Genomic DNA, 25,089 nt, shown 5'->3' with positions numbered 1-25,089 from the left:
CAATTGCATCGTTCCTGCTTCGTCTTGGCGGCAGACGCAAAAAATTTCCCATACGCCGTTCTGGGCGCGCGACGCATACTGGACGTATCTGCGCCTATCGACGGTTTCATCCTTCATATCGGCGCCGGAACTGAGGATTTGCCGGTCGCGGACCGATTGCTCGGCGCTGCCGTGAAGATCGTCGACGTGTCCGATCTCATGAAGGAATTCGATTTCGATCCCGGTCACCTCAGCGTAGCAACCTACATTCGCCTGCTTGCCGACAAGCTGGCGGTATTCGAGCCCTACGACAGGCTCGTCTATGTGGACACCGATGTTATCTTCAACCGGTCGATCACCGACTTGGCCGATGTTGAACTGAATGCCCCACTCTTGGCGGCCCATGACGAACAGACCTATTTCGATCCGAGCTGCCGTGTGTCTCTTGAGATGGAGCCCGGCTCATCGCATTTCAACGCCGGCATACTGGTGCTGAACATGCCAATGATCCGCGCCGAGGGGCTCTTGGAGCGGGCGCGCGAACTGGCGCTGCGGCGCGTACCGAAGCTCGATCAGGGAGCGCTCAACATAGCGTTTGCCGGACGCTGGCAAACGATGCATCCGCTCTGGAATCTGCAGACCAACTATTCCAGCTAGATACCCTTCAGTAGAGCCTTCGCGCGTCATTTCACCTTTGGAAAGCCGTGGTGGCCAAGCCCTGAAGGAGTGGAACTCGCCGCGATGGCGATCTATCGCAACCTGGCGAAAGATACGCCCTGGCTCGATCGGTTCAAGCGTCCGCTCTGGACGAGAGGTCTGCGCAAGCGATTGCTCCGCAAATTCGACGGCCTCTCCGGGATTATTCTCAATAAGGAAAAATACAGACGCCGTTTCCGCTTCAACGCCGAACGGTGCACCGCCATCTTTGCCGCGCAGGCCGACCAGGGGATGATGGCCGCAACCTATCCGGAGGTCCTGATGGGCGTGGTCAAGGCACGGAAATAGGCGCCGATCTCTCGACGAAAGCTTACCGGCTCGGGCCGCGAGGCCGGCCCAATACCTGCCGCACTTGGCGGCGAACCAGGCAGACCCATCGCAGTGCCCGCTCAGGCTCTTGCGTCCACTTTCTTCATGAAAAGCGTGAGCTCGTCCGGATCCATATGCACGATGTGCCGGTCTTCCGGATAGGCGCCGCTGTTGACGTCGCCGACATATTCCGAGAACACCGCGATTGCGCTCCGCTTGCCTTCAACCGATATCGATCATCACCTTGCCGGCCTCGACCTTGACCGGATAGGTTTTGAGGTTGACGCAGACCGGCGCGCCCTTGGCCTGACCGGTCTTATAGTTGAAGCGGCCATTGTGCTTCGGGCATTCGATGATGTCGTCCATCACCAGCCCGTCGGCCAGATGCGCCTTTTCATGCGTGCAGAACCCGTCGGTGGCGAAGAACTCTTCGTCAGGCGAACGGTAGATCGCGAAGGTGCGGCCGCCATGGTCGAAGCGGATCACGTCCTCCTCATCCACCTCGTCGACCGCGCAAGCTTCGACCCACTCCGCCATCGTCCTTCTCCTGATTGGGTTCGCACAACTGCCGCGCGCACCGACCTTATTCGGCAGCCGCAGCCGTTATGTCGAGATCGTGGAATCGCCGCAGTAAGGCTTGGCCGTCGGCGGCAATTCGCGCTTGAGGAAGTAGTCCTCGTATTTCAGCTGCCTGACCAGCACCGGCCAGACCTCGCGATAGGCATGCCACATCGACGGGTTCGGCTCCGGCAAATCGTGCTTGATCAGCTCATGCAGCCTGGGCAGCGCATGATAGGGCACCATCGGGAACATGTGATGCTCCACATGGTAGTTCATGTTCCAGTAGATGAACCGGCTGATCGGGTTTATATAAACCGTGCGCGTGTTGAGCCGATGGTCGGTGACGTTATCGGCCAGCCCGATATGCTGCAGCAGGCCGGTCGTCACCATGTGCCAGGTGCCGTAGAGCCGCGGCAAGCCGATCAGCACCAGCGGTATCCATGACCTAAGCGCGATCGCGACAGCGATCGTCGCGACGTATACCGCTATGTGCCAGCGCGCCGCGATCACCGCCTTGTGCTGCTCCATCTCCGGAATGTAGCTCTTCTCGTCGTCCGACAGCTTGCCGAAGGCCTGGCGCACCAGCGTGGGCAGCGAATAGCGGAAGTCGAGAATGCCCGTGAAGGCGAGCGCAGCCTTTATGAGGTCCGGGGGCCGCATAACGGCGATCTCGGCATCGCGGCCGACAATGATCGTGTCGGTGTGGTGACGGGCATGGCTCCAGCGCCACTGCACCGGGTTTCGCATCAGCATGAACGAGGCGATGTGATAAACGACATCGTTCATCCAGCGCGTGCGAAACGCGGTGCCGTGCCCGCATTCGTGCCAGCGCGAGTCGCTCGACGAGCCATAGAGCACGCCATAGACGAACATGAATGGCACGACCCACCACGTGCCCCAGAACCAGATAATGCCGGCGGCTGAGCCCAGGATCGCCGAGATCCAGATGACGCTATCGCGGATCGCCGGCCCATCGCAACGCTGCATCAGCTCCTTCATCACCTTGCGCGGCACGTCGGTGTGGTACCACTCGGCCGATGCAAGTCCGGTCTCTATCGCAAGCCGCGTGCTCTCGCCGACAAGGCTGTAGTCGCGCTTCGTACCGGTGGTCGTCATCGTCATTAAAGCCCGTTGGCGCGGAATTTCCCGTCGAGGAATTTCTTGGCGCGCGGCACGTCCTCCTCGTCGAGATGCTCGATGATCACCGGGATGTTCGGGTGCTTTTCGCTGAGACGCTTGAGATAGAGATCGTAATTCAGCACGCCGAGCCCCGGCGCCGGCAGTTCGATCTCGCCGACGCCGCGGAAGGTCAGCCCCTCATGCGCCTCCGCGTCGCCGATGTCGGCATGCTTCTCCGTCTTGTCGCCGCCCGAACGCTTCACGTCCTTGGCATGCGCGATTTTGATCTTGTCCGTCAGCGTGTCGAACACCTGGTTCAGCACCTGATCCATGCGGTCGATGTTGTGCGCCTCGAAATAGTTCGTCGGGTCCATCAACAGGCCGAGGCCGGGATGGTCGACCTGAGCGAACATCCTGACCGTCTCCTCGACCGAGCCGACAACGTTGTTGACGTAGGTTTCAAGCAGGAACACCGCGCCGTGGTCGTAGGCGGTCTGGGCAAGATCCGAGATCACCTTGCGGCACTCCTCAAAACCCTCCTCGGTCTTGTTCTTCGGATGATGCACCCAGTCGGATTCGGTGTTGTAGGTACCGGTTTCCGAGATCACGTAAGGCGAGCCGAAATCGCGTGCGTTCCGGATGATCTCCTTCAGGTAGGCAAGCCGCCGCTCGCGCTCGGCCCTGTCCGGGTGGATGATGTTCGTGTAGCCGGACACGCAGCAAACCGGGAGGTTGTGGTCGCGGAACGTATCGCGCACCCGCCTCGCCTTGTCCCTGGTGATCTGTCCGGCCGAGAGGTCGATATCCTTGAAATGCAGGTCGAGCTGCACGGTGTTGAAATCGAGCGCCCGGATGCGCCTGGCGACCTCCTCGAGCTCATACGGAAAATAGCCTGTGAAGATACCTGCCTGCATCATGAGGTGAAGTCCTCCCGATAAGCGATTCAATTGCCCTGTTTCTTAGTCGCCTGGTCGACAGGGATTTCGGACAGCCTGATGGTGCGGCCCTCCGCCATCGACCGGTAACCGGCCTCCACCAGCGCCATGGTGTTGACGTTGTCAGCAACGGAAAGCGCCGGCGGCGTGCCGGTCTTCAGCGCATATTGCAGCTGCTCCATGACGCCGATGAAGGCATGCGGAAACCACATCGTCTCCCAGCTGGGGCTGACCCATTTGCCGCCGGTCGTCTCTGTCGAGGCGTAGGTCAGCGTCGAGGCGACGCCCTTCGGCCAACCGATCGTGCCCTTGGCGACACCCTTGGTGCCATCGACGCGCCAGTCGATGTGCTGGTCGTCGGAATAGCCTTCCTGACGCGGGCCGGACCAGACGTCCTCCAGCGACACCGCGAGCACGCCGGAGGGAAAGCGCAGCGTCGAGACGGTGATGCCGTCGGAATGTTCGAACTTGGTGCGCGGATCCTTGCGCGTCAGCGTCGTGATTTCGTCAGGGTCGCCGAACAGGAAGCGCAGCACGTCGAGGTGGTGCACACTCATATTGGCGAGCGTCAGCCGGTCATATCCGGCGAGGAAGGTCTGCCAGTGCGGGATGGCATGCATGTCGATCTCGGCGAAGACGATCTCGCCCAGCGCGCCGCTATCGATGATCTGCTTCAAGACGCGCATCGACTGGTCGTAGCGCATGTTCTGGTTGACCGAGAGGATCTTGCCGGAAGCCGCCGCCTCGTCGCGCAGCTTCACCGCTTCCTCGACCGAGAGCGCCAGCGGCTTCTGCGCAAGGATCGCTTTGATATGCGGCTGCTTCAGTGCATGGCGGATCAGCGCGGGCTGCTGGTCCGGCGGGAAGGCAAGGTCGACGATCTCGACGCGGCTATCTTCGATCAGCCGCTCCGGCGTATCGCAGACGGTCGGAATGCCCCAGCGGCCGGCGACCTTTTCGGCATTAGCCCTGGTTCGTGAGGCGATCGCCACCACCGGAAAGCCGGCTTGCGCGTAGGCGGCGAGATGGCACTCGGCCATGATCATGCCGGCGCCGATGCAGCCGATCCGATAGTCCTTGACCCGGACTTTCACGTCCGGCTCGAAATCCATGCTCGCCATCCATTCCTCCCGTCGAGGACTGGATATAACGCCAGGATCAGGCGGTCAGCCAAGGGCCGCGCCATCATTTCCCATCAGGGACCGGGGATCCGGCTTACGCGGCGATCAGCACCGTGCTCTCCGGCGACCAGCTGAGCATCACTTCTTGGCCTTCGGCCAGCCGCTCGGCGCCGGTGTTCTGGACAATGACCTTCACCGTCTGTCCATCGCGGTCGACGAAATAGGTGCTGTTGTTGCCGGCGAAGATGCGTTTTGAAACCTGGCCCCTGACCGTGTTGGCATATCCCGCCTCGGACGTTGCAGAGCCGGTTGAAATCTGGATGCGCTCGGGCCGCACGGCGCAGCTTGCCTTGGCGCCGGCCGAGAGAGACGCACCCGACGCAGCGGCGATTGCTGTACCGTCGGGCAGCCTGATGCCGTTGCCGGTCGCATCGCCGCGAAAGATGTTGGCGTCGCCGAGGAAGGTCGCGGCGAACTCGCTTTGCGGCCGGTCGTAGATCTCCTCCGGCGGCCCTTCCTGCACCAGCCTGCCGTCGCGCAATATGCCGATGCGGTCGCTCATCGTCAGCGCCTCTTCCTGGTCGTGAGTGACGAAGATGGTGGTGATGCCGATCTCGCGCTGGATGCGCTTCAGTTCGATCTGCATGTCGACGCGCAGCGCCTTGTCGAGCGCGCCGAGCGGCTCGTCGAGCAAAAGCACGCGCGGCCTGGTGACAATGGCGCGCGCCAGCGCCACACGCTGCCGCTGGCCGCCCGAGAGCTGGTGCGGCCGCCGGCCGCCGAGCTTGCCGAGCTGAACGAGATCCAGCGCCCGCTGCACTTCCGTAGCGATCGTCGCCTTCGGCTCGCCGCGCACCGACAGCCCGAAGGCGACATTGTCGGCGACGCTCATATTGGGAAAGAGCGCGTAGTTCTGGAACACCATGCCGATGCGGCGCTTTTCCACCGGCACGCGCTCGACGCTTTCGCCGCCGATGGCGATGCGGCCGGTATCGGGAAAGTCGAAGCCGGCGATCTGCCTGAGCAGCGTGGTCTTGCCGCTGCCCGAAGGCCCGAGCAGCGCATAGAAGCCACCGTCGGGAAAGTCGATCGAGACATGGTCCAGCGCCTTGTGCGCGCCGAAACTGCGGGAGACGTTCGATACCTGGACGCCGGCCATTATTTCTCTCCGCCGAATTTGAAGAAGCGCGCCGTCAGCAGCATGAGCGCCATCGACACCACGATGATGATGGTCGACACCGCGTTGATCTCGGGCGTGAATCCCTTGCGGATCGCGGCGTAGATTTCGACCGGCAGCGTCGTCTGGCCTGGCGTCGACAGGAAATACGAGACCACGAACTGGTCGAAGGAGACAGCGAATGCGAACAGTCCGCCGGCGATCACGCCAGGCATGATCCAGGGCAAAGTTACGCGCACGGTAACCTGCCACTGATCGGCGCCGAGCGAACGCGCCGCTTCTTCCAGCTCCGGCGCGAAGGTTTGCAGGCGGGCGGACACGACGACGATGACGTAGGGCAGCGCCAGCGCGACATGGCCGAGCAGGATCGCGATGAGCCCGCGGCCGATGCCGATGCCGAAGAAGAAGATCAGCATCGCGGTGCCGGTAATAAGCCACGGGATGGCGATCGGCGGAAACAGCAGCGCCTGCAGGAATTTCTTGCCGCGGAATTCGTAGCGATAGAGCGCCAGCGACGCCATCGAACCAAGCAGCGTTGAAAGGATGGTCGTGATGATCGCGATCTCGATGCTGTTCCAGGTCGCCGCGATCAGCTGGTCGTTTTGCGCGAGCGAAGCATACCAGTCCGTCGTCCACTCGAACGGCAGCTGGTAAAAAGGCGAGGCGTTGAACGACATCAGCGCCATGATGATGATCGGCAGATAGAGGAAGCCGAGCAACAGGAAGATGTAGAGGCGCCCGACCCACTCCAGAATGCGCGTCGTCGCCATCAGCCGGCCCTCCGCAAGACCGGTGCCGCGAGCGCCAGGATGACCAGCACGACGGCAAGCAGGATGAAGGAGAGCGCCGCGCCCAGCGGCCAGTTGAAGACGGCAACAAACTGGTCCTCGATGACGGTGCCGTAGAAAGTGCCGGTGCGGCCGCCGAGGATGCGCGGCTCCATGAAAGAACCCACGACCGGCACGAAGATCAGCGCCGCACCCGCGATCAGGCCGGGCATCGACAGCGGGATGATCACCCGCTTGAGCACCTGCAGCCGCGAAGCCCCGAGCGAGCGGCCCGCCTCGATCAGCGAGTCGTCGATCGCCTGCAGCGTGAGGTAACAGGTGAGCACCATATAGGGCACGTAGGAGTGCACCAGGCCGATGATGACCGCCGGGTAGGAATACATGAGATCGATATTGATCTTGAACGGCAAGACGGCATTGAGCGTGGTGTCGAGAATGCCGCCCTCACGCAGCACCATGGCCCAGGAGAAGATGCGCACCAGCCCGTTCGACCAGAAAGGCAGGATGACCAGCAGGAAGATCGCCTCGCGGCTGCGGCCTTTAAGAACCTTCGCCAGCACGTAAGCCGCCGGATAGCCGATGACGACGCACCAAAGCGTGACCTCGAGCCCGAGCCGCAGCGAGGCCAGAAGAAGCGTCAGATAAAGGCTTTGCGAGAAGAAGGCGGCGTAGTTGCCAAGCGTGAACGACCATTCCTTCCCGGCCAGCGGCAGGTCGGTCATGAAGGAGAAGAACACCATGGCCGACAGCGGCAGAAAGATCGCCACCGTCAGCCACAGATAAGCGGGAAGCAGAAGCGGCAGGGCTGGCCGCAGTCCGCGGCGCGAACCGGTCGCGAGCTGCTCAGCCATGATGCCTCTCCTCCCCGTAAGACGCCAACTATTTCACGTTGACCTTCAGCTCCTGCCAAAGTGCCAGGTATTTCTCGCGCTGCTCATCGGTGACCGGCGCCTGAAACTGGATACGTTTGGCGACCTCTGGGCTGCCCATGACCTTTCGGTTGAAGGCGTCCTCGGGCAGCGCCTCGACCGCCTTGGTGTTGGCCGAAACCGGCGCGCCGACCTTGGTGACCCATTCGACATAGAATTTCGGGTCGATCATGTAGTTTATGAAGGCCTCGGCGCCGGCGACATTCTTGGAACCGGCCGGGATGGAGAAGGCGTCCAGCCAGGCGACGGCGCCTTCCTGCGGGATGACCAGCGAGACCGGCAGCTTGAAATGCGTCTTGGCGCGGTCGGCGGAGCCGCTCCAGTAGGTGCCGATATCGATCTGGTTGGAGGCAACCATCTGGTTCCAGTCGTTCTCCGAACTCCAGAAGGTCTTGATCTGCGGCATCAGCGAGGTGAGCTTCGCCTTGACCGCGCCCATATCCTTGATGTCGTTGATGTTCTGCCCCGATGCGATGGCGCCGAACTGCACCGCCTCGACGGCGTCGTCGCGGATGATGACGCGGCCCTTATGGGCCGGATCCCACATCTCGGCGATGCTCGTCGGCGGCTTGTCGAACGACTTCTCGTTGATGGCTAGAGCGGTCAGGCCCCATACCCACGGCACGCCATAGACCTTGCCGTCATGGTTCAGCATCGGCGAGCCGGCCTTGTCCTTGGCGATATCGGCATAGTTGGAGAGCTTCGATGTATCGATCGGCTGGATCAGCTTGCCGGCCATCGCCTGATCGTTGAAGGCGGCATTGATCATGACGACGTCGTAGAGGCCGGGATTGGTCCTCAGCTTGGTCAGCATCTCCTGTTCGGAGTTGAAGAAATCATTGACGACCTTGTAGCCGGTCGCCTTCTCGAAGTTGGCGACCGCCCATGGCTCGTCGGCGCCGTAGCCCTTCCAGTTGAGCACATGCACTTCTTCGGCGGCCTGGGCGGCAAACGTGAATGCTGAGACGAAGACGGCGGTCGCCGTCAGAAAAGCGGTGAGTCTGGGCATGCGCATGTTTTTTCCTCTCATTGTTGGCCCAGTTGATGGGCTTGTTAAGTTGCAGTCGCGTCCTCCCGGCCATGCGCTATCGTTCCTTGATCGCGATGACTTAGGAATTCCTGGATCTCACTGTCGGTCGGCGCGGACGAGCCGCCATTACGGGTGACGGAAACGGCCGCCGCGGCGTTCGCGTAGCGCGCCGCTTCGCAGGGCGACAGGCCGCGCGACAATGCGCTGACGAAGGCGCCGATATGCGTATCGCCGGCACCATTGGTGTCGACGGCGCTGACCGCGAAGCCGGGGATCGCGTGCGTGCCGCCTTCTGCCAGCCGCACAAGGCAGCCATGCGCGCCGGCGCGGATCACGACGCCCGCGGCTTTTGGGCAGTGTTCGGCCAGAAGCCGGATCGCGACGGTCTGCGCGTCGCCACGGCCGGCTATTGCGGCGGCCTCGTCGGCGTTGCAGCTCAGCCAGTCGGTGCGGGCAAGCACCCTTTCCAGGATCGGGCGCGGAATCTCCCCGATCACAGGCGTCGGATCGAAGACTACGGGAACTTCCTCCGGCAGCGCCTCGATCCAGTCGACGAGCGCTTCGCGGCTGCCAGGGTAGCTCAACGTATAGCCGGAGGTGAAAACCCAATCGCCCGGAATGACTTGGACGGGCACCATCATGTCCGGTGTCAGCACGCTCTCCGCGCCCGGCCATGAGACGAAGGTGCGTTCCGCATCGCTGCTGATCATGGCGACGCAATTGCCGCTGTCCATCAAGGGTGACGGCGGCGTCAGCGTCTCGATGCCTTCAGCGGCGAAAGCCGCGCGCAGGAAGTCGCCGTCTGCCCCGATGCCAAGCTGTCCGCCGAACACCACCTTCATGCCGGTGCGGCTCGCCGCGACCATCATGTTGAAGCCGCCGCCGGCGACGCGCGAATAGCTCGTCGCGGTCTTTTCGCTGCCCGCCGCCGGGAGAGCGTCGATGCGATAGACATAGTCGACCACCGCGCTGCCGACATGAACGAGGCGCCCGCTCATGCGGCGTCCTCCTTGCCGCCACGGGCCTTCGCCATGCGCGCCGCGACAAGATCATTGGCCAACGGCTCGACCTCCGCGAGATCGATGCCCTTCAGTCCCGCGATTTGATCTTGCGGCAGGCCCGACAGGCCCGAACAGGCGCCCGCCATGCCGGCGGCGATGGCGCCTATGGTGTCGGTGTCGCCGCCGAGATTGGCGCTGATCACTGCCGCTCGCCACGCATCCCCGTTGGCAACCTCCAGCACGGCGAATGCTGCAGGAATCGACTCCTGGCTGGCGACCCCCGTGCCGATCAGGTCAACGATCAACCGGATCGCCTCTTTGTCGCGCTTCCCGCGCACAAGTTCCTGCGCCCAGAGGATGCGTTCGGCGATGTCGCCGCCGGTGACCCAGTGACCGAGCGCGGCACCAAGCTTTGCCGCCGCGACGGCATGGCCGGAAGCAGCGCGCCAGTCGGCGCCCGAAACACCGAGACTGACCGCGGCAGCAACTGCGGCTGCGGAGGCAATCGCAATCGACGTATTGTGCGTAGCCCGGCAGGTTTCCGCGACTTTCGCAACCAGGGCATCGAGCGGCTCCGGGCGGATCATAATGCCGACCGGCGCAATCCGCATCGCGGCGCCGTTGGTGTCGCCAGTTCGCCCCGCTTCTTCCGCCGGCACGCCGTTATTGATGGCGTCGATGGCCCGCTTGGTCGACGGTCCAAGCAGGTCGTAACTGCCACGCGCCTTGACGTCGCGCTCCCAGTCGAGCAGCGCGTTGACCCATCGCGCATGGTCGAAGCGATTGCCGGAGCTGACCAGGATGCGGCCGAGCAGCAGGGCCTGCTCGGTGTCGTCGGTGATGGCACCTGCCGGCAGCCCCTTCGACACCGGATGGTCGACGGCGGGCGCAACGAAACCCTCGACATGGCCATAGAGCTCGGCGATGCGGGCGGGCGACAGAAGCTGTGTCGGCATGCCCAGCGCATCGCCAAGCGCGCCGCCGATCAGCGCGCCCATCGCCCGGTCGATCGCGTCGGCCGCCATGCTCAGAACTCCAGATGCAGCGCGAAATGCGCCGGGTTGAGCAGGCTGGTGACGAATTCGATGGCGCGGCCGTCGGCGGCGCGCGTCAGCCGCCGCGTCCTGAGGAACGGCGTGCCCGGCGCGCAATCGAGGATGGCGGCATCAGCAGCGCTGAGCATCTCGATGTCGACCCACTCCTCGCCATGGTCGGACACCAGCCCTGCCCCGCGCAGCGTCTGGTGCAGCGAGCCTTCGCGAAGCCCGCGCAGCGGCACGTCTTCCAGCTCGGGCGACAGTGGCAGGCGGCTGCGTTCGATCGAGATCGCATGGCCGTCATCGGCATTGGTACGGACGCGATCGACGGCGATGAAAGACGAGCTCTCGACACCGAGCTTTGCCGCGAGCTCGGCATCCTCGATGATCTCGAGCCTAAGCGTCCGGGTTTCGGCATTGGCGCCCGCATTGGCGAGCGCGCGCGACCAGCCGATCGCGTCATCGACCGGCATGCCGTCGAAAGTGACGAAGGACCCGATGCCGACCTTGGTGGTGATGAGGCCGCGGCTTGAAAGCTCTTCCAGCCCTTTGCGAACCGTGTTGCGGCTGACCGAGAAGCGCTGGACGAGCTCGTTCTCGCTCTGCAGGCGATCGCCGAAGCCGAGCACGCCTGAGCGGATCTCGTGCTCCAGAACCGTCGCGATCTGCTCGGGCTTGCCCGTGCCGGGAGTGAGTTGCGTCGCGCGACGGGCCATATAGATACCTGTTCAATGAACCTGTATAATCCTGTTCATTAGCGTATCTGAGACGAAGCGTCAACGGCCACGTCGTGCATGTCCGGATGTTTTGCGCTGCACCTCATCTGACTGCAGGCATCCTCATAGTGACGCGAGAGGGGCGCTCTCATATGCTCCGATATGAACCTTGATCTCCGGAGCAATGGACGATGGTCAACTTCCTGCCGCTGAAAAAGGCCGTTGCGGAGACTCTGCACGATGGCGATACGGTCGCCTTCGAGGGCTTCACCCATTTGATTCCGACCGCCGCGGCGCATGAGGCAATCCGCCAGGGCTTTCGCGACCTGACGCTGATCCGCATGACGCCCGACCTGATCTACGATCAGATGATCGGCATGGGCATGGCCAAGAAGATCGTCTTCTCCTATCTCGGCAATCCCGGCGTCGGCCTGCTCAGGCGCGTTCGCGACGCCATCGAGAACGGCTTTCCGCGGCCGATCGAGGTCGAGGAGCACAGCCATGCCGGCATGGCCAACGCCTATGAGGCGGGGGCCGCCGGCCTGCCCTGCGCGGTGTTCCGCGGCTATCGCGGCGCAGGCCTTGCCGCCGTCAATGCAAACATCAAGTCCATAACCTGCCCGTTTACCGGCGAGGTGCTGGCCGCCGTTCCGGCGATCCGGCCCGACGTCACCTTCATCCACGCGCAGAAGGCCGACCGCAAAGGCAATGTGCTGGTCGAAGGCATCATCGGCATCCAGAAAGAGGCCGTGCTCGCCGCCAAACGCGCGGTGGTGACCGTCGAGGAAGTGGTCGACAGTTTCGACGATCTCCACCCCAATCTGACGGTGCTGCCGAATTGGACGATCGCGGCAATCTCGATCGTGCCGGGCGGCTCCCATCCGTCCTACACGCATGGCTATTACGAGCGCGACAACTCCGCCTATCTCGAATGGGACGAGATCGCCGCCGACCGCGACCGCTTCCAGGCATGGATGCAGAAGAACGTCATCGAGAGCAGCGCAGACGACTTCGCGGCTCGCGTCGAGCATCTGAGGAAAGCCGCATGAGCGAGAATGATCTGTGCTTCACCCCCAACGAGATGATGACGATCGCCGCCAGCCGTGCGCTGAAGAACGACGATGTCTGCTTTGTCGGCATCGGGGCGCCGTCGGCCGCCTGCAATGTCGCGCGGCTGACCCATGCGCCGGACATCACGCTGATCTACGAGAGCGGCACCATCGGCTCCGCGCCCCACATTTTGCCGCTGTCGATCGGCGACGGCGAATTGTGCGAGACGGCGGTCACCACCGTCGCGGTGCCGGAGATGTTCCGCTATTGGCTGCAAGGCGGCCGCATCTCGATAGGCTTCCTAGGCGCCGCCCAGCTCGACAAATTCGGCAACATCAACACTACGGTCATCGGCGACTATGCGCATCCCAAGACGCGGCTGCCCGGCGGCGGCGGCGCGCCGGAAATCGCCACCTCCTCGCGAGAGGTCTACATCACCATGGCGCAGTCGAAGCGCGGCATGGTCGAAAAGATCGACTTCTTCACCTCCTTCGGCCATGGCGAAGGCGGTGACCACCGCAAGCGGCTCGGCATCGACACCGCCGGTCCGACCTTGCTGATCACCGACCTCGCCGTCTGGAAGCCGGACCGTGTCACCAAGGAATTCACCGTCGTGTCGCTGCATCCCGGCGTCGCCCGCGAAGAGGTGCAGGCGACCTGTGGCTGGGAAGCAAAGTTTGCCGAGGCGCTTGACGAGACGCCGGTGCCGACGGAACTCGAGCTGAAGACATTGCGCGATTTGCAGGCGCGCAGCAAGGCCGCGCATGCGGGTACCGCCAAAGGGAAAGCTGCATAATGACTGATGCCTTCATCTGCGACTACATCCGGACGCCGATCGGCCGTTTTGGCGGCGCGCTATCCTCGGTGCGAGCCGACGATCTCGCCGCCATTCCGCTGAAGGCGTTGGTCGAGCGCAACCTGGGCGTCGACTGGGCCGCCGTCGACGACGTCGTCTTTGGCTGCGCCAACCAGGCCGGCGAGGACAACCGCAACGTCGCCCGCATGGCGCTGCTGCTGGCCGGCCTTCCCCAGGACATTCCGGGTTCGACGGTCAATCGGCTGTGCGGCTCGGGCATGGATGCCGTCACCATCGCCGCCCGGGCCATCAGGGCCGGCGAGGCCGAGCTGATGATTGCCGGCGGGGTGGAATCGATGAGCCGCGCGCCCTTCGTCATGCCGAAGGCCGACACCGCCTTCTCGCGCAATGCCGAAATCTACGACACCACCATCGGCTGGCGCTTCGTCAACCCGCTGATGAGGAAGCAGTACGGCGTCGATTCCATGCCGGAGACCGGCGAGAACGTCGCCGAGGAGTTTTCGGTCAGCAGAGCCGACCAGGACGCCTTTGCCGCGCGCAGCCAGGACAAGGCTGTTGCGGCGCAGGCCAATGGCCGGCTGGCGAAGGAGATCACGCCGGTGGCGATCCCGCAAAGAAAAGGCGAGCCAATCGTCGTCTCGAAGGACGAGCATCCCCGCGCCGGCACGACCATCGAGGCGCTGGCCAAGCTGCCGACGCCGTTCCGCCAGGGCGGCACCGTGACCGCCGGCAACGCCTCCGGCGTCAATGACGGTGCTGCCGCGCTGATCATCGCCTCCGAAGCGGCGGCCAGGAAACATGGCCTGACGCCGATCGCCCGCATTCTCGGCGGTGCTGTTGCCGGCGTCGCGCCGCGCATCATGGGTATCGGTCCCGCGCCGGCAACCAAAAAGCTCTGCGCCCGTCTCGGCTTGAGGCCTGACCAATTCGACGTCGTCGAGTTGAACGAAGCCTTCGCCTCGCAAGGCATTGCCGTGCTGCGCGAACTCGGAATTTCCGAGCAGGCGGAGCATGTGAACCCCAACGGCGGCGCGATCGCGCTCGGTCATCCGCTTGGCATGTCGGGCGCGCGCATCACCGGCACGGCGGCGCTGGAGCTGCGCGAGCGCAGCGGACGCTGCGCTTTGGCCACCATGTGCATCGGCGTCGGCCAGGGCATTGCGATTGCACTGGAACGGGTCTGACGCTCGGCCCGCTCAGTAAGGCAGGCCGACATAGTTCTCCGCCAGCGCGGTCGAGGCGGCGTTGGAGTGTACGAGATAATTGAGCTCGGCTTCCTGGATGCGCTGACCGAACTCACCCCCCTCGGGGAAGCGGTGGAGGATCGTCGTCATCCACCAGGAGAAGCGCACCGCCTCGCAATCGATTGCGATGCGTCGTCCTCGAGCCCGGTCCGGTATCGGTTGGTATTGTTTGCGTCATCGCCCATGGAGATGCTTTCCCTCAGGCAACGACGCGACGAAGGCGCGGATCAGGGCGACGACCGCGTCGGGCTGCTCGATGCAGGGAATGTGCCCGGCGCCGCGGATCAGCTCGAAGCGCGCGCCGGGGATCAGGTCGGCAAGCGAGCGCACGAGATTGGGCGGCGTCGAACCGTCCTGGTCGCCGCCGATGCAGAGCGTCGGCACCGCGATGCGGCGCGCGCTGTCGGTGAAATCCACGTCGCGAACCGCCATACACGTGCCGATGTAACCTGGCAGCGCCTGCCTGGTCAGCATGTTGCGGCAACCGGCAAGCTCGGCGGCGCGGTTGGCATGAAAATCCGGCGTGAACCACACCTTCATGATGCCATCGGCAATCGCCTCGATACCGTCACGCTCGACCGTTGCGATGCGGCTGTTCCAGCTCTCGGCGGTACCTATTTTGTGCGCGGTGTCGCTGAGGATCAGCGCTTCGACGAGTTCGGGCCGCCGTGCATAGAACCCCTGCGAGACCATGCCGCCGACCGACAGGCCAAAAAGCACGACCTTCTGGAAGCCGAAGCAATCGATGAGCGCGCTCAGATCGTCGACATGGTCGTCGATCGAGCGCACGCCGCTGCCGATGTCGGAAAGTCCGTGGCCGCGCTTGTCATAGACGAGCATCGGCATCTCACCGGCAAGCCGTGCGACGACATCGTCCCAGATCCGCAAGTCGGTGCCGAGCGAATTGATGAAGATGATCGGGCGCGCAGCAGCCGTCCCGACGATAAGGCGATGGTGCAACGCAACGCCGCCGATACTGACGAATGGCACGATCTCGATCCTCCAAACCAACATTGCACCAGTTGTCTAGATCGGTAAACCGAGGGCTACTCTGGACGGTGCACGCCGCCTTGGATCTTTTGAGGGGGCGTCTGGCGATCCGCCTCCGGCGTCGAGACCAGCAGGGCGGCGGCGGCATTCGCGGCGGCGATGGCGGCCTCGGTGGGCTCGCCGCGAGCAAGCGCAGCCGCAAAGGCACCGACGAATTCGTCACCTGCGCCATGGGTGCTGACCACCTTCACCGGAATGGCAGCAAGCGCAAAGGCGCGGCCATCGCGATCGTGATAGGCGACGCCATCGCCGCCGGCGGTGACGATTGCAGCCGGATAAACGATTGCCAATTGCCGCGCTGCCTCAGCTGCGCCTTCAAGCGTGTCGACGACCGGAATGCCGGCCAGGAACTCCGCCTCTATGGCGTTGGTGATCACGATGTCGACGAGCCCGGTGAGTTCGGCGGGCAGCGGCCGGGCCGGCGCCGCGTTGAGCACGACGCAGCAGCCATGAGCCTTCGCCGCGCGCGCGGCAGCGATGTTGGCGATTTCCGGAACTTCGTTCTGCAGCAACAGCACCTCAGCCTGCGCGAGCACACCGGCCGCCCCCGCGACACCCTTTTGGCCGAGTATCAGATTGCTGCCGGAAACGATCACCGCGCCGTAGTCGCCATCGTCGTCGAAGATGGCCACGCTCATGCCTGATCGGGTCCCCGGTTCTACTCGCACGAAGCGGTGATCGACATTGCTGCGGCTGAGATTGGCGAGCAGCGCACGGCCGAAATCGTCGTCGCCGACGGCGCCGATCATCGCCGACCTCGCCCCCGCGCGCGCCGCCGACAGAGCCTGATTGCCGCCCTTGCCGCCGCATTTCGGCTGCCAGCCGAAACCGGTCACCGTCTCGCCCTTGCGCGGACGATCCGGTGCGTCGACCAGGATGTCGTAATGCAGGCTGCCGAACACGGCCACCAGCCCCGCTGAAGCAACGCTCATCCGCGACGATCTTTCATCTGTACTTGTCTCGCCGTTTCGACGTCACTGCCGACATGGTGCGGCCGAGATTGTGCTCCGCCGCCTGGTAGTCGCGCTGCGCCACCGCGACGAACAGCGCATCCAGGATGTTGAGCTGGGCGATACGGGCGGCCGCATTCTCGCCCATCAGCGGCGACCCCCGCGCGGTCGAGCAGAGCACGACATCCGCCTCGGCTGCCAGCGGCGAGTTGGCGTAGTTGGTTATGGCAAGCGTGCGGGCGCCGTTCTTCTTGGCGAGCTGAACGGCATCAATCACCGCGCTGCTGTTGCCGGAATGGGAAAAGCCGACGGCAATGTCTTCGGCGCCGAGGAGCGAGGCCGACATAAGCATCATGTGGGAATCGTCGTAAACCGCCGCGCGGATGCCGATGCGCAGGAACTTGTGCGAGACGTCCCGGGCGATCTGAGCTGAGCCGCCGACGCCGTAGAAGTCGCGATTTCTGGATCGATAAATGAGGTCGGCGGCCCGGTCGAAATTGCCGATGTCAAGGATCACCAGCGTTTCCTCCAGCGCCTGTATGGAAGTGCGGAAGACCTTTTGCACGATATCGGCCGAACTGTCGTCGACGGACAGTTCCCGGTGCATCTCCGCGGTCGGCGAGCGGCTGTATTCGCAGACTGCCGTCCGGAAGTCGCGATAGCCGGAGAAGCCCAGCTTCTTGGCAATCTTCACCACCATCGCCTCGGAGACGCCGGCCTCGTCAGCGATCTCCTTCAAAGGGATCGTCTCGTCGAACCCGCGGCGGCCGAACACGGTTTCCACCACCTTTGCCTCCAGCGGTGTCAGATGCGGCATCATCATGCGGATGCGCGGCCCCACGGCCCGGAGATCCGCGGACGTCATCCTGCAGCTCCGAGCAGAATTTCCTGGACGATAGCCTGCGAGGCAACCGCGTCCTGCCCATCGAGGGCAGCCGCCAACCGATTGTCCCGCTCCAGCCGCTCGACGACCCGCAACATGCGCTTGACGGTGGCGATGTTGACCTCGCATTCGCGCACCGGGTCGAGACCGGTCATGTCCGGAAAGGTGTCGAAATAGATGGCACCGGCGTAGCCGTCCCTGCGTATCTGGCGCAGCAGCTCGATGGTCTGCAGCGTGTGCACGGCGCCGACCATCAGGCCGTCGTCGCGCTTGGCGTAGCCATCGTTGAGATGAACGCCGAGCAACCTGCTGTGACGGGCGACAAGAGCGGCGGCAAAGGCCGGTTGCTCGTCGGCATAAAGAACATGCGCGAAGTCGAGAGTGACGCCCAGATTGGGCAGGCCGGCCTCGCGGATCGCCAGCAACGTGGTCGCGGCATCCGGAATCAGCGAATAGGAGCGCGGCTCGTTCGGCTTATATTCGAGACTGATGGCGCAATCGGGGTCATGCGCCGCAACTTCACGAATACCGTCGATTTCGTGTTGCCAAAGTGTCGCGTAGTCGGCTTGGAAAGCGTAGTCGAAACCATCCTGCCCCAGCCACAACGTCATGAGACCGGCGCCGGCCTCTCGCGCCGCGTCGATGCCAGCCTTGGTGAGGTCGATGGCTTCACGCCGCACTGCCGGATCGGGATTGGTGAACGCGCCGAGCTTGAAGGCGGGATTGGAATAGTAGCGCATCGCGAAGCCATTGATGGAAAGCCCAAGATCACCAAGCCTCCGTGCGATTTCCCTGGGGTTTTCACCGATATGGTCGGGATAGTTGAGATCGAGATCGGTGAGCCCCTCGACCTTGGCCGCCCGCGCCGCCATCTGCAGCACCGAGGGCTTCCCGGTGAGCCCGGCCCACTCCGCCTCAGGCCGCGAGGCGAAGGAATTGAGACGGGTGGCAAAACGGTGGGATGTCATTTGGGATCCTTGGGATGCCTGAGACTTCACATGGAAAAATGATTTTGTAAAGTTCTCTGGTGAGCTGTACAGGCTGGTTGCCCTGGTTGGCATGCGCTGATTGTTCTGGCATTACCGGGTTCGAGAATCATTCCGACGGGCAGCAATGACCTCGAAACGCAACGTCCTTTTCATCATGTGCGACCAGCTGCGGTTCGATTATCTGAGCTGCGCCGGGCACAAGAGTCTGACGACGCCGAACATCGACCGGCTCGCCAGCCGCGGCGTGCGTTTCACCAATGCCTATGTGCAATCGACGGTCTGTGGCCCCTCCCGCATGAGCGCCTATACCGGCCGCTACGTCCGCTCGCACGGCTCGACGCATAACGGCGTGCCGCTCAGAGTCGGCGAGCCTACGCTGGGCGACCATCTGCGCGAGGTCGGCGTGCGTTGTGCGCTCATCGGCAAGACACATATGAAGGCCGACGAGGAAGGCATGGAGCGCCTCGGCATCGCCAAGGATTCCGTCATCGGCGTGCGTGTCGCGGAATGCGGCTTCGAGCCGTTCGAGCGCGATGACGGCCTGCACCCCTCGACCAGCTACGACCCCGATCCGGCCTACGACTCCTATCTGCGCCAGCACGGCTTCGAGGCCGAAAATCCTTGGGAGCATTGGGCGAATTCCGGCGAAGGCGAGAATGGCGAGAATTTCAACGGCTGGCTGCTCGTCCATGCCGACAAGGCGGCGCGCATTCCGGAGGAGCATTCCGAGACGCCTTACATGACGCGCCGCGCCATGCGCTTCATCGAGGACGCCGAGGCCAAGGGCGAAGCCTGGTGCGCGCATCTTTCCTACATCAAGCCGCACTGGCCCTATATCGTGCCGGCGCCCTACCATGCCATGTACGGCAAGGCGGAGATCCAGCCGCCCGTTCGCAGCGAAGCCGAGCGCTTCTCGCCAAACCCGATCTTCGAAGCCTTCCAGCAGGAGCGGTATTCGAAGAACTTCTCGCGCGATGAGGTCCGCGAAACGGTTGTTCCCTGCTACATGGGCCTGATCAAGCAGATCGACGATCAGCTCGGCCATTTGTTCGACTTCATGGAGAAGCGCGGCCTATTCAAGAACACGCTTGTCGTCTTCACTTCTGACCACGGCGACTATCTCGGCGACCATTGGCTCGGCGAGAAATACCTGTTCCACGACGTCGCGGTGAAGGTGCCGATGATCGTCTACGATCCTCGTTCGGAAGCCGACGTCACAAGAGGAACCACGTCGGACGCGCTGGTCGAGATGATCGATCTCGCGCCCACCTTCCTCGATTATTTCGGCGGCAGGCCCAAGCCGCATGTCCTCGAAGGCCGCTCGCTGCTGTCGCTGACTTCGGGTGAGCGGAAGAGCCTGCGCAACTATGCCGTTAGCGAATATGACTACAGCGGCGATGCGGCGCGGCTGAAGCTCGCCATGCCGGTTTCGGGCTGCAAGCTCTACATGATCACCGACGGCCGCTTCAAACTCGTCCATGGTGAAGGTGTCGAGCCGATGTTCTTCGATCTCCAGAACGACCCCGGCGAATTGCGCGACCTCGGCCGCGAGCCGTCGGCCGCCGGCGATATCGAGCGGCTGCGCAAAATGCTGATGCGCTGGCTGGCGCTGCCCAACAACCGCATTACCGTCCCCGACGAGTGGCTGACGGAGATCGACGGCAAGGTCGGGCATTTCGACCCGATCATCGGCTCCGGCGTGCTCATCGGCTACTGGGACGAGGCCGAACTCGCCGAACAGCAGGAGGCGCGTCGCCGCTGGCTGACGCGCCGGGGCAAGTAGATTCGTTACCCGAGTGTCAGCCCTGCCTTCTTCGCTTCCTCGCGCAGGAAGGGCAGCCCAACCTCAATGACGTCGCGCGGGTCTTCCGCCACCGGGCGCCATACCGCGAGCCCGCCGGCGATGTCGACGTCGACATGGTTCATGCTTTCGAGCGTGATCGGGCCCTCATAGCCGATGTCGGCGATCGCCTTCATGCAGGCTGCCCAGTTCAGCATGCCGCGCCCCGGCACGCCGCGATTGGCCTCCGACACATGGACATAGCCGAGGAAGGGCGCCGCCGCCTCGAAGCCGGCCGCGAAGCTCTCTTCCTCGATATGCATGTGGTAGGTGTCGAGATGGATGAAGATGTTGTCGGCGCCGATGCGCTCGATGATGCGCGCCGCGTCGATGCCGCGGTTGATCAGATGCGTCTCGTAGCGGTTGCAGGGTTCGATGCCGAGCTTCAGGCTGCGGGCCTTCGCCGACTTTGCCGCCCGTTCGAGGAAGCGGCACATGCCGTCGATCTCCCGCTGCGTCGGCGCCCGGCCGGTGGTCTTGCCGATCGTGCCATAGGTGACGCCGCCGAGCGCCTCGGCGCCCACCTCGTTGCAGACGTTGAAGGCCGGCTGCAGGAAATCGAGCGCCTCTTCCGGCCGCTCCACCACGTCGAGTGCGCGCGGCAAGCCGAGCGACGGAATGAGCTGCACGCCATAATGGTTTGCAAAACCGCGCGTGCGCTTGGTGTCGATCTCCTCAGGTCTGAGCAGCGGGATCTCCATCAGGCCAATGCCGAGCTCCTTCAGCCGGTCCATCTGCGGCTCGATGCGGGCCAGATCCCAGACCGGAGCGATGGCGAAAGTGTGCAGTCCGAAAACATTCATATCAGCCTCGTTGCTCGTGCGCCGCCGCGGCGGCCGTGTCGCCGCCGCCGACGATGCGGCTGACGACTTCGTTCATGTTGGTTTTGGCGGTGACGAGATCGGCATCCGCCCTGCCGTGGCGCAGCACGACGATGCGGTCGGTGACCGACAGCACGTCATTCAGCCGGTGCGAAATCAAAATGACGGCGATGCCTTCAGACTTCAGCCGCCGGATGAGATCGAGCACGCTCTGCACCTCGCGCACGGCGAGCGCCGCCGTCGGCTCGTCCATGATGACGAGCTTCGGGTTGAAGGTGAGCGCCCGCGCGATCGCCACCGTCTGCTGCTGGCCGCCGGAGAAGGAGCCGACGGAACGACTGATCGACGGCAAGTGCGCCCCGAGCCGCTCGATCATCCGCGCCGCCTGCCGATCCATCTCGGTCTTGTCGACAAAGCCGGGGAAGAGGCCGAGCAGCCTTTTCGTCGGCTCGCGGCCAAGGAAAATGTTGGAGGCCACGTCCTGCTGCTTGGCCAAGGACAGATCCTGATAGATCATCTCGATGCCGAGCCGGCGCCGCTGGCCGGGGTCGAGGGCGAGGATGTCCTTGCCGTCGAACTCGATCGAGCCGGTGTCGGCGCGGTAGATGCCGGTGATGGTCTTCATCAGCGTCGACTTGCCGGCGCCGTTGTCGCCGACCAGCCCGACCACCTCGCCGGCCGCGACCGACAGGTCGACGCCATGCAGCACGTCGACCGCCCCGAAGCTTTTGCGGATCTTGTGGAGCGAAAGCAGGGTCATACGCGCGACTCCTTCCGCACCTGATACTGGTCGATGAAGACCGCGAGGATGAGAACCGCGCCGATCGCCATCTGCTGGTAATAGGATTGCACGGCAAGCAGCGTCAGCCCGTTCTGCAGCACGCCCATGATCAGAGCGCCGATCATGGTGCCGAGGATCGAGGCACGGCCGCCGAACAGGTTGGTGCCGCCGATGATCGCCGCGGTGATCGCGGTGAGCTCATAGTTGATGCCTGCGGTCGGGTCGCCCGCATTGACGCGGGCGGTGAACAAGAGACCTGCAAGCCCGGCAAGCGCGCCGGAGAGCGTGTAGATGATGCGGCGATGCTGCTCGACGCGGATGCCGGCGGCGCGCGCCGCGCCTTCGCTGTCGCCGAGCGCCAACGTGTGGCGACCGAAGCGCGTATAGGCAAGCACCGTATGCGCGACGATCGCCGTCAGCACGAAGATGATGACGGGCATCGGAATGCCGAGCGGCCTCCCTTGTCCGATATAGACGATCTCCGGCGGCAGGCCGTAGATCGCCCTGCCCTGTGAGATGACGAGCGCCAGCCCGCGCGCAAGGCCCAGCATGCCGAGCGTGACGATGAAGGCGGGCACGAAGGCGCGGGTGACCAGTTGGCCGTTGATGTAGCCGGCGATACTTCCTGCCAGAATGCAGGCGATCACCGCGAACACCGATGGCCAGCCGAGGTTGACGGCGACGAAGGCTCCCGCCACGCCAGCAAGGCCCATGACCGATCCAAGCGACAGATCGAGCCCACCGGAACCGATGACGAAGGTCGCGGCGATCGCCAGCACGCCGATCGTCGATGTCGCGAGCAGGATGTTGAGAAAATTGCTGAGCGACAGGAAGAAAGGCGACAGAAGCGCCATCGCCGCGCTCAGCAGCACAAGCACCAGCAGCGACTCCAGCCTGATGTGGAGCCTCTCGACGGATGCGCGCTGCACCCGAGCCCAAAACCCGGGCTGCGCCGTTTCGGAAGCCATGGTTTTCACCCTTCTGGGTAGGGAAGTAGGGGAATAGGGAAGTGAACGGGAGAGAGCCGGGTCTTGGAAGTGCAAACCTTCCTCCTCCTACTCCCCTACGGACCTACTCCCCTACTCCCTTCTCTTACTTCACATATTGCAGCATCGGCTCCTTGCCGGCGTCGAGCACGTCCTTGGTCAGCACCAGGGTGGGCACCGCGATGCTTTCCTCGACCTTCTCGCCAGCCAGCGCCTTCTTGACGTTCTCGACCGCCTGCTTGCCGACGAAATAGGGAAGCTGGGCGACGGAAGCGTTCAGGCGGCCTTCCTTGATCGACTTCACCGCGTCGACATTGCCGTCCACGCCGATGATCGTCACCTGCTCGCCCTTGCCGGCGGCGTAGACCGATTCCACGGCGCCCAACGCCATGCCGTCGTTGGCGCAGAAGATGGCAACCAGATCGGGATGCGCCGTCAGTGTGTCGGTGGCGATCGAGGCGGCCTTGCCGCGATCCCAATCGCCCGGCAGCGAGGCGACCACCTCGAGCCCCGGCGCCAGTTCCTTGAGCTTGTCGGCAAAGCCCTTGGCGCGCTTCTCGCCGGTGATGTTGCCTGAGAGACCCTCGATCACCAGCACCGGACCCTTGGCGTCCTTGCCAAGCTTGGAGACGAGATATTCGGCCCCTTGCGCACCCGCGGCGACGTTGTCGGAACCGATATGGAAGGTGACCTTGACGCCTTCCTTGTCGAGAACCGCCTGGTCGAGATTGTTGTCGAGATCGACGATCTTGATGCCGGCATCCTGCGCCGATTTCAGGCAGGGCAAGAGGTTGGTCGAGTTGATGGCGGCGGTGATCATCGCCACCGGCTTGCGCTCGAGCATCGTGTTGCAGAGGTTGAGCTGCGGCTCGGCCGCCTGGTCGCTTTCGGCCGCCTGCTGGAAGTATTTCACGCCGGCTTCCTTGGCGCCGTCGGCGACGCCCTGCGCCATCGCGCCCCAGAACGGATTGGCCAAGGTCTTCATCAGCACGCCATATTCGCCGTCCTCGGCCTTAGCAGTGCCGACCGCGGCAAAGGTAAGCGCCACGCCCAATGCGAGAGTAAATCGATTTATCTTTGTGGAAAGCGATGTCATTCCGTCCTCCGTTTGTTTGCGCCGGATGCCTCGGCCAGGGCCGGCACTCTTCTTCCGTTTTCGACAATGGGGGTTATTGTCGGTCTCCTCCCCCGGAATGCGGGACGCTGCCTGGCGAGCCAACGGATTCCCGCATGAACACCTTGCAAGGTTCGAGCCGCGCCCTCGGCGGGCCGCGCTCGCCTTCGATCCTGCGAAACAAAACCTCCATTGCGTTGGCGGCGATCTCGCGCACCGGCTGCACCACCGCGGCGATCGCCGGCCACGTCACCTGCATCCATTCGGCGTCGTCGAAGCCGACCAGCGAGATGTCGTTTGGGCAGTGCCAGCCGCGCCGCCGAAACTCCGAAAGCGCCACCAGCGTGCCCTTCAGGAAGAGCGAATAGACCGCCGTAGGCCTGTCGCCGCCGTCTTCCCGCTGGCTGAAATAATCGCGAAGCAGCGTCCGCAAGGGCCCGACATCGCTTTCGCAGAGTACGACGTCGACCCTGATGTCGGGCGCAAGCTCAAGTGCCGTCTTGCGAAACCCTTCGAGCCGGGCGCGCACGGTCGCCGCCTGCTGGCCGAGACCGACCACAAGAACATGGCGATGGCCCTGGCTGACCAGCGCGCGCGCCACCTCGGCGCTTGCCGCCGCGCTGTCGGCCGAAACCGTGTCGAAGGCGTCATCGGCAAGCACGCGGTCAATCAGCACCCCTGTCATGCCGTTCGCTTTCATGAAACCAGCCGCCGGTCCGTGCTCGTTTCGCACCGGCGCCAGTACGACGCCGGCAACGCGCCAGTCGTGCATGCGGGCGAGGATCTCCTTCTCACGTTGCTCCGATTCCCGGCTGGAGGCGGCGACCAGCGTATAGCCGCGTTGCTCGGCGAGGCCTTCGAGCTCGCTCACCATCTGGCCGAAGAACTCGCTTTCGAACTCCGGCATGATGGCGCCGATGATGCGACGCTTGGCCCTGCGCATATCCGAGGCGAGCGGATCGACGCGGTAGCCCAGAAGCTCGACGGCATCGAGGACGCGCTGCGCGTTTTCCGGTTTTACCGTGGTGACGCCGGAAAGAACCTTGGAAACAGTGGCCGCCGACACGCCCGCCTGGCTTGCCACATCGTGGATCGACGCGCGCCGCTGCTGGGCCTGCTGTTGCGCCATTAATCTTCTCCCGGAG

25 protein-coding genes and 2 pseudogenes are annotated in these 25,089 nt (G+C 63.7%); 6 read left to right on the top strand and 21 right to left on the bottom strand.

Annotated elements, in window-relative coordinates; genetic code table 11:
• Positions 1-171 precede the first annotated feature (171 nt).
• Together A9K71_RS06925 and A9K71_RS06920 are read left to right on the top strand one after the other, a co-directional pair.
• Positions 172-636 (top strand): glycosyltransferase, encoded by a 465-nt coding sequence (locus A9K71_RS06925; protein ID WP_156752604.1) that lies wholly within the window; start codon positions 172-174, stop codon positions 634-636.
• An 84-nt stretch (positions 637-720) separates the two neighbouring features.
• Entirely contained in the window at positions 721-984 is a 264-nt protein-coding gene (locus tag A9K71_RS06920) for a hypothetical protein (protein ID WP_156752603.1), read from the top strand.
• A gap of 243 nt (positions 985-1,227) precedes the next feature.
• Here the strand turns inward: A9K71_RS06920 and A9K71_RS06915 are convergent, their stop codons facing one another.
• From A9K71_RS06915 to A9K71_RS06865, 11 genes and pseudogenes are all read right to left on the bottom strand, one after another.
• Complete coding sequence (locus A9K71_RS06915; RefSeq protein ID WP_066992247.1) at positions 1,228-1,542, bottom strand: MocE family 2Fe-2S type ferredoxin; 315 nt, start codon at positions 1,540-1,542, stop codon at positions 1,228-1,230.
• A 46-nt stretch (positions 1,543-1,588) separates the two neighbouring features.
• A pseudogene (locus A9K71_RS06910) lies at positions 1,589-2,682 on the bottom strand (fatty acid desaturase family protein).
• A gap of 5 nt (positions 2,683-2,687) precedes the next feature.
• Complete coding sequence (locus A9K71_RS06905) at positions 2,688-3,602, bottom strand: sugar phosphate isomerase/epimerase (RefSeq protein ID WP_066992244.1); 915 nt, start codon at positions 3,600-3,602, stop codon at positions 2,688-2,690.
• 26 nt (positions 3,603-3,628) lie between these two features.
• The gene (locus tag A9K71_RS06900; protein ID WP_066992242.1) at positions 3,629-4,741 is read right to left on the bottom strand and encodes a Gfo/Idh/MocA family oxidoreductase; all 1,113 of its coding nucleotides are present in this window, start codon (positions 4,739-4,741) and stop codon (positions 3,629-3,631) included.
• Between the two features lie 94 nt (positions 4,742-4,835).
• Positions 4,836-5,900 carry an ABC transporter ATP-binding protein gene (locus tag A9K71_RS06895; protein WP_066992239.1) on the bottom strand — a complete coding sequence of 355 codons (1,065 nt, stop codon included), beginning with the start codon at positions 5,898-5,900 and terminating at the stop codon, positions 4,836-4,838.
• Complete coding sequence (locus tag A9K71_RS06890; protein WP_066992236.1) at positions 5,900-6,688, bottom strand: ABC transporter permease; 789 nt, start codon at positions 6,686-6,688, stop codon at positions 5,900-5,902. The genes A9K71_RS06895 and A9K71_RS06890 overlap by 1 nt, the downstream gene beginning before the upstream one ends.
• Positions 6,688-7,557 carry an ABC transporter permease gene (locus tag A9K71_RS06885; protein WP_066992233.1) on the bottom strand — a complete coding sequence of 290 codons (870 nt, stop codon included), beginning with the start codon at positions 7,555-7,557 and terminating at the stop codon, positions 6,688-6,690. The genes A9K71_RS06890 and A9K71_RS06885 overlap by 1 nt, the downstream gene beginning before the upstream one ends.
• 28 nt (positions 7,558-7,585) lie before the next feature.
• The gene (locus A9K71_RS06880; RefSeq protein ID WP_066992230.1) at positions 7,586-8,650 is read right to left on the bottom strand and encodes an ABC transporter substrate-binding protein; all 1,065 of its coding nucleotides are present in this window, start codon (positions 8,648-8,650) and stop codon (positions 7,586-7,588) included.
• A gap of 38 nt (positions 8,651-8,688) precedes the next feature.
• Entirely contained in the window at positions 8,689-9,663 is a 975-nt protein-coding gene (locus A9K71_RS06875; RefSeq protein ID WP_066992227.1) for a PfkB family carbohydrate kinase, read from the bottom strand.
• Positions 9,660-10,691, bottom strand: coding sequence for an ADP-ribosylglycohydrolase family protein (locus A9K71_RS06870; RefSeq protein WP_066992224.1), 1,032 nt, complete (start codon positions 10,689-10,691; stop codon positions 9,660-9,662). Before A9K71_RS06870 ends, A9K71_RS06875 begins: the two co-directional genes overlap by 4 nt.
• A gap of 2 nt (positions 10,692-10,693) precedes the next feature.
• A complete protein-coding gene (locus A9K71_RS06865; RefSeq protein WP_066992221.1) occupies positions 10,694-11,419 on the bottom strand; it encodes a GntR family transcriptional regulator in 726 nt (241 codons plus the stop codon).
• Positions 11,420-11,610: 191 nt separating this feature from the next.
• Here A9K71_RS06865 and A9K71_RS06860 point away from each other — a divergent pair, with 191 nt between their 5' ends.
• Genes A9K71_RS06860 through pcaF form a run of 3 tightly spaced genes read left to right on the top strand, consistent with a single transcriptional unit; the run spans position 11,611 to position 14,470 of the window.
• Positions 11,611-12,468, top strand: coding sequence for a CoA transferase subunit A (locus tag A9K71_RS06860; RefSeq protein ID WP_066992218.1), 858 nt, complete (start codon positions 11,611-11,613; stop codon positions 12,466-12,468).
• Positions 12,465-13,265: a CoA-transferase subunit beta gene (locus A9K71_RS06855; protein ID WP_066992215.1), complete on the top strand. Its 801-nt coding sequence runs from the start codon at positions 12,465-12,467 to the stop codon at positions 13,263-13,265. Before A9K71_RS06860 ends, A9K71_RS06855 begins: the two co-directional genes overlap by 4 nt.
• Positions 13,265-14,470, top strand: coding sequence for a 3-oxoadipyl-CoA thiolase (pcaF, locus tag A9K71_RS06850; protein ID WP_066992212.1), 1,206 nt, complete (start codon positions 13,265-13,267; stop codon positions 14,468-14,470). Before A9K71_RS06855 ends, pcaF begins: the two co-directional genes overlap by 1 nt.
• A gap of 12 nt (positions 14,471-14,482) precedes the next feature.
• On the opposite strand, the pseudogene A9K71_RS29985 reads toward pcaF, so the two are convergent.
• The 5 genes and pseudogenes from A9K71_RS29985 to A9K71_RS06830 form a co-directional block, all read right to left on the bottom strand.
• Positions 14,483-14,644: pseudogene (locus tag A9K71_RS29985) on the bottom strand (4-hydroxybenzoate 3-monooxygenase); the annotation flags it as partial.
• A 60-nt stretch (positions 14,645-14,704) separates the two neighbouring features.
• Entirely contained in the window at positions 14,705-15,520 is an 816-nt protein-coding gene (pcaD, locus tag A9K71_RS06845; protein WP_066992360.1) for a 3-oxoadipate enol-lactonase, read from the bottom strand.
• Between the two features lie 56 nt (positions 15,521-15,576).
• Positions 15,577-16,512 (bottom strand): PfkB family carbohydrate kinase, encoded by a 936-nt coding sequence (locus A9K71_RS06840; protein WP_066992209.1) that lies wholly within the window; start codon positions 16,510-16,512, stop codon positions 15,577-15,579.
• A gap of 13 nt (positions 16,513-16,525) precedes the next feature.
• Positions 16,526-17,395 carry a MurR/RpiR family transcriptional regulator gene (locus A9K71_RS06835; protein ID WP_066992207.1) on the bottom strand — a complete coding sequence of 290 codons (870 nt, stop codon included), beginning with the start codon at positions 17,393-17,395 and terminating at the stop codon, positions 16,526-16,528.
• Positions 17,392-18,381 carry a sugar phosphate isomerase/epimerase family protein gene (locus tag A9K71_RS06830; RefSeq protein ID WP_066992204.1) on the bottom strand — a complete coding sequence of 330 codons (990 nt, stop codon included), beginning with the start codon at positions 18,379-18,381 and terminating at the stop codon, positions 17,392-17,394. Before A9K71_RS06830 ends, A9K71_RS06835 begins: the two co-directional genes overlap by 4 nt.
• A gap of 145 nt (positions 18,382-18,526) precedes the next feature.
• Between A9K71_RS06830 and A9K71_RS06825 the strand changes: the two genes are divergently transcribed.
• A complete protein-coding gene (locus A9K71_RS06825; protein WP_066992201.1) occupies positions 18,527-20,185 on the top strand; it encodes a sulfatase-like hydrolase/transferase in 1,659 nt (552 codons plus the stop codon).
• Between the two features lie 5 nt (positions 20,186-20,190).
• Here the strand turns inward: A9K71_RS06825 and A9K71_RS06820 are convergent, their stop codons facing one another.
• From A9K71_RS06820 to A9K71_RS06800, 5 genes are all read right to left on the bottom strand, one after another.
• Positions 20,191-21,045 carry a sugar phosphate isomerase/epimerase family protein gene (locus A9K71_RS06820; protein WP_066992198.1) on the bottom strand — a complete coding sequence of 285 codons (855 nt, stop codon included), beginning with the start codon at positions 21,043-21,045 and terminating at the stop codon, positions 20,191-20,193.
• 1 nt (position 21,046) lies between these two features.
• Positions 21,047-21,823: an ATP-binding cassette domain-containing protein gene (locus A9K71_RS06815; RefSeq protein WP_066992195.1), complete on the bottom strand. Its 777-nt coding sequence runs from the start codon at positions 21,821-21,823 to the stop codon at positions 21,047-21,049.
• Entirely contained in the window at positions 21,820-22,812 is a 993-nt protein-coding gene (locus A9K71_RS06810; RefSeq protein WP_066992192.1) for an ABC transporter permease, read from the bottom strand. Before A9K71_RS06810 ends, A9K71_RS06815 begins: the two co-directional genes overlap by 4 nt.
• Before the next feature lie 124 nt (positions 22,813-22,936).
• Complete coding sequence (locus tag A9K71_RS06805) at positions 22,937-23,926, bottom strand: substrate-binding domain-containing protein (RefSeq protein ID WP_245299546.1); 990 nt, start codon at positions 23,924-23,926, stop codon at positions 22,937-22,939.
• A 73-nt stretch (positions 23,927-23,999) separates the two neighbouring features.
• Entirely contained in the window at positions 24,000-25,073 is a 1,074-nt protein-coding gene (locus A9K71_RS06800) for a LacI family DNA-binding transcriptional regulator (RefSeq protein ID WP_066992189.1), read from the bottom strand.
• Between the last annotated feature and the right edge of the window lie 16 nt (positions 25,074-25,089).

Origin of the sequence: Mesorhizobium sp. WSM3873, assembly GCF_001672445.1 — a bacterium.
Taxonomy (GTDB): Bacteria; Pseudomonadota; Alphaproteobacteria; order Rhizobiales; family Rhizobiaceae; genus Mesorhizobium.
This window is presented reverse-complemented; position numbering and strand designations above follow the sequence as displayed.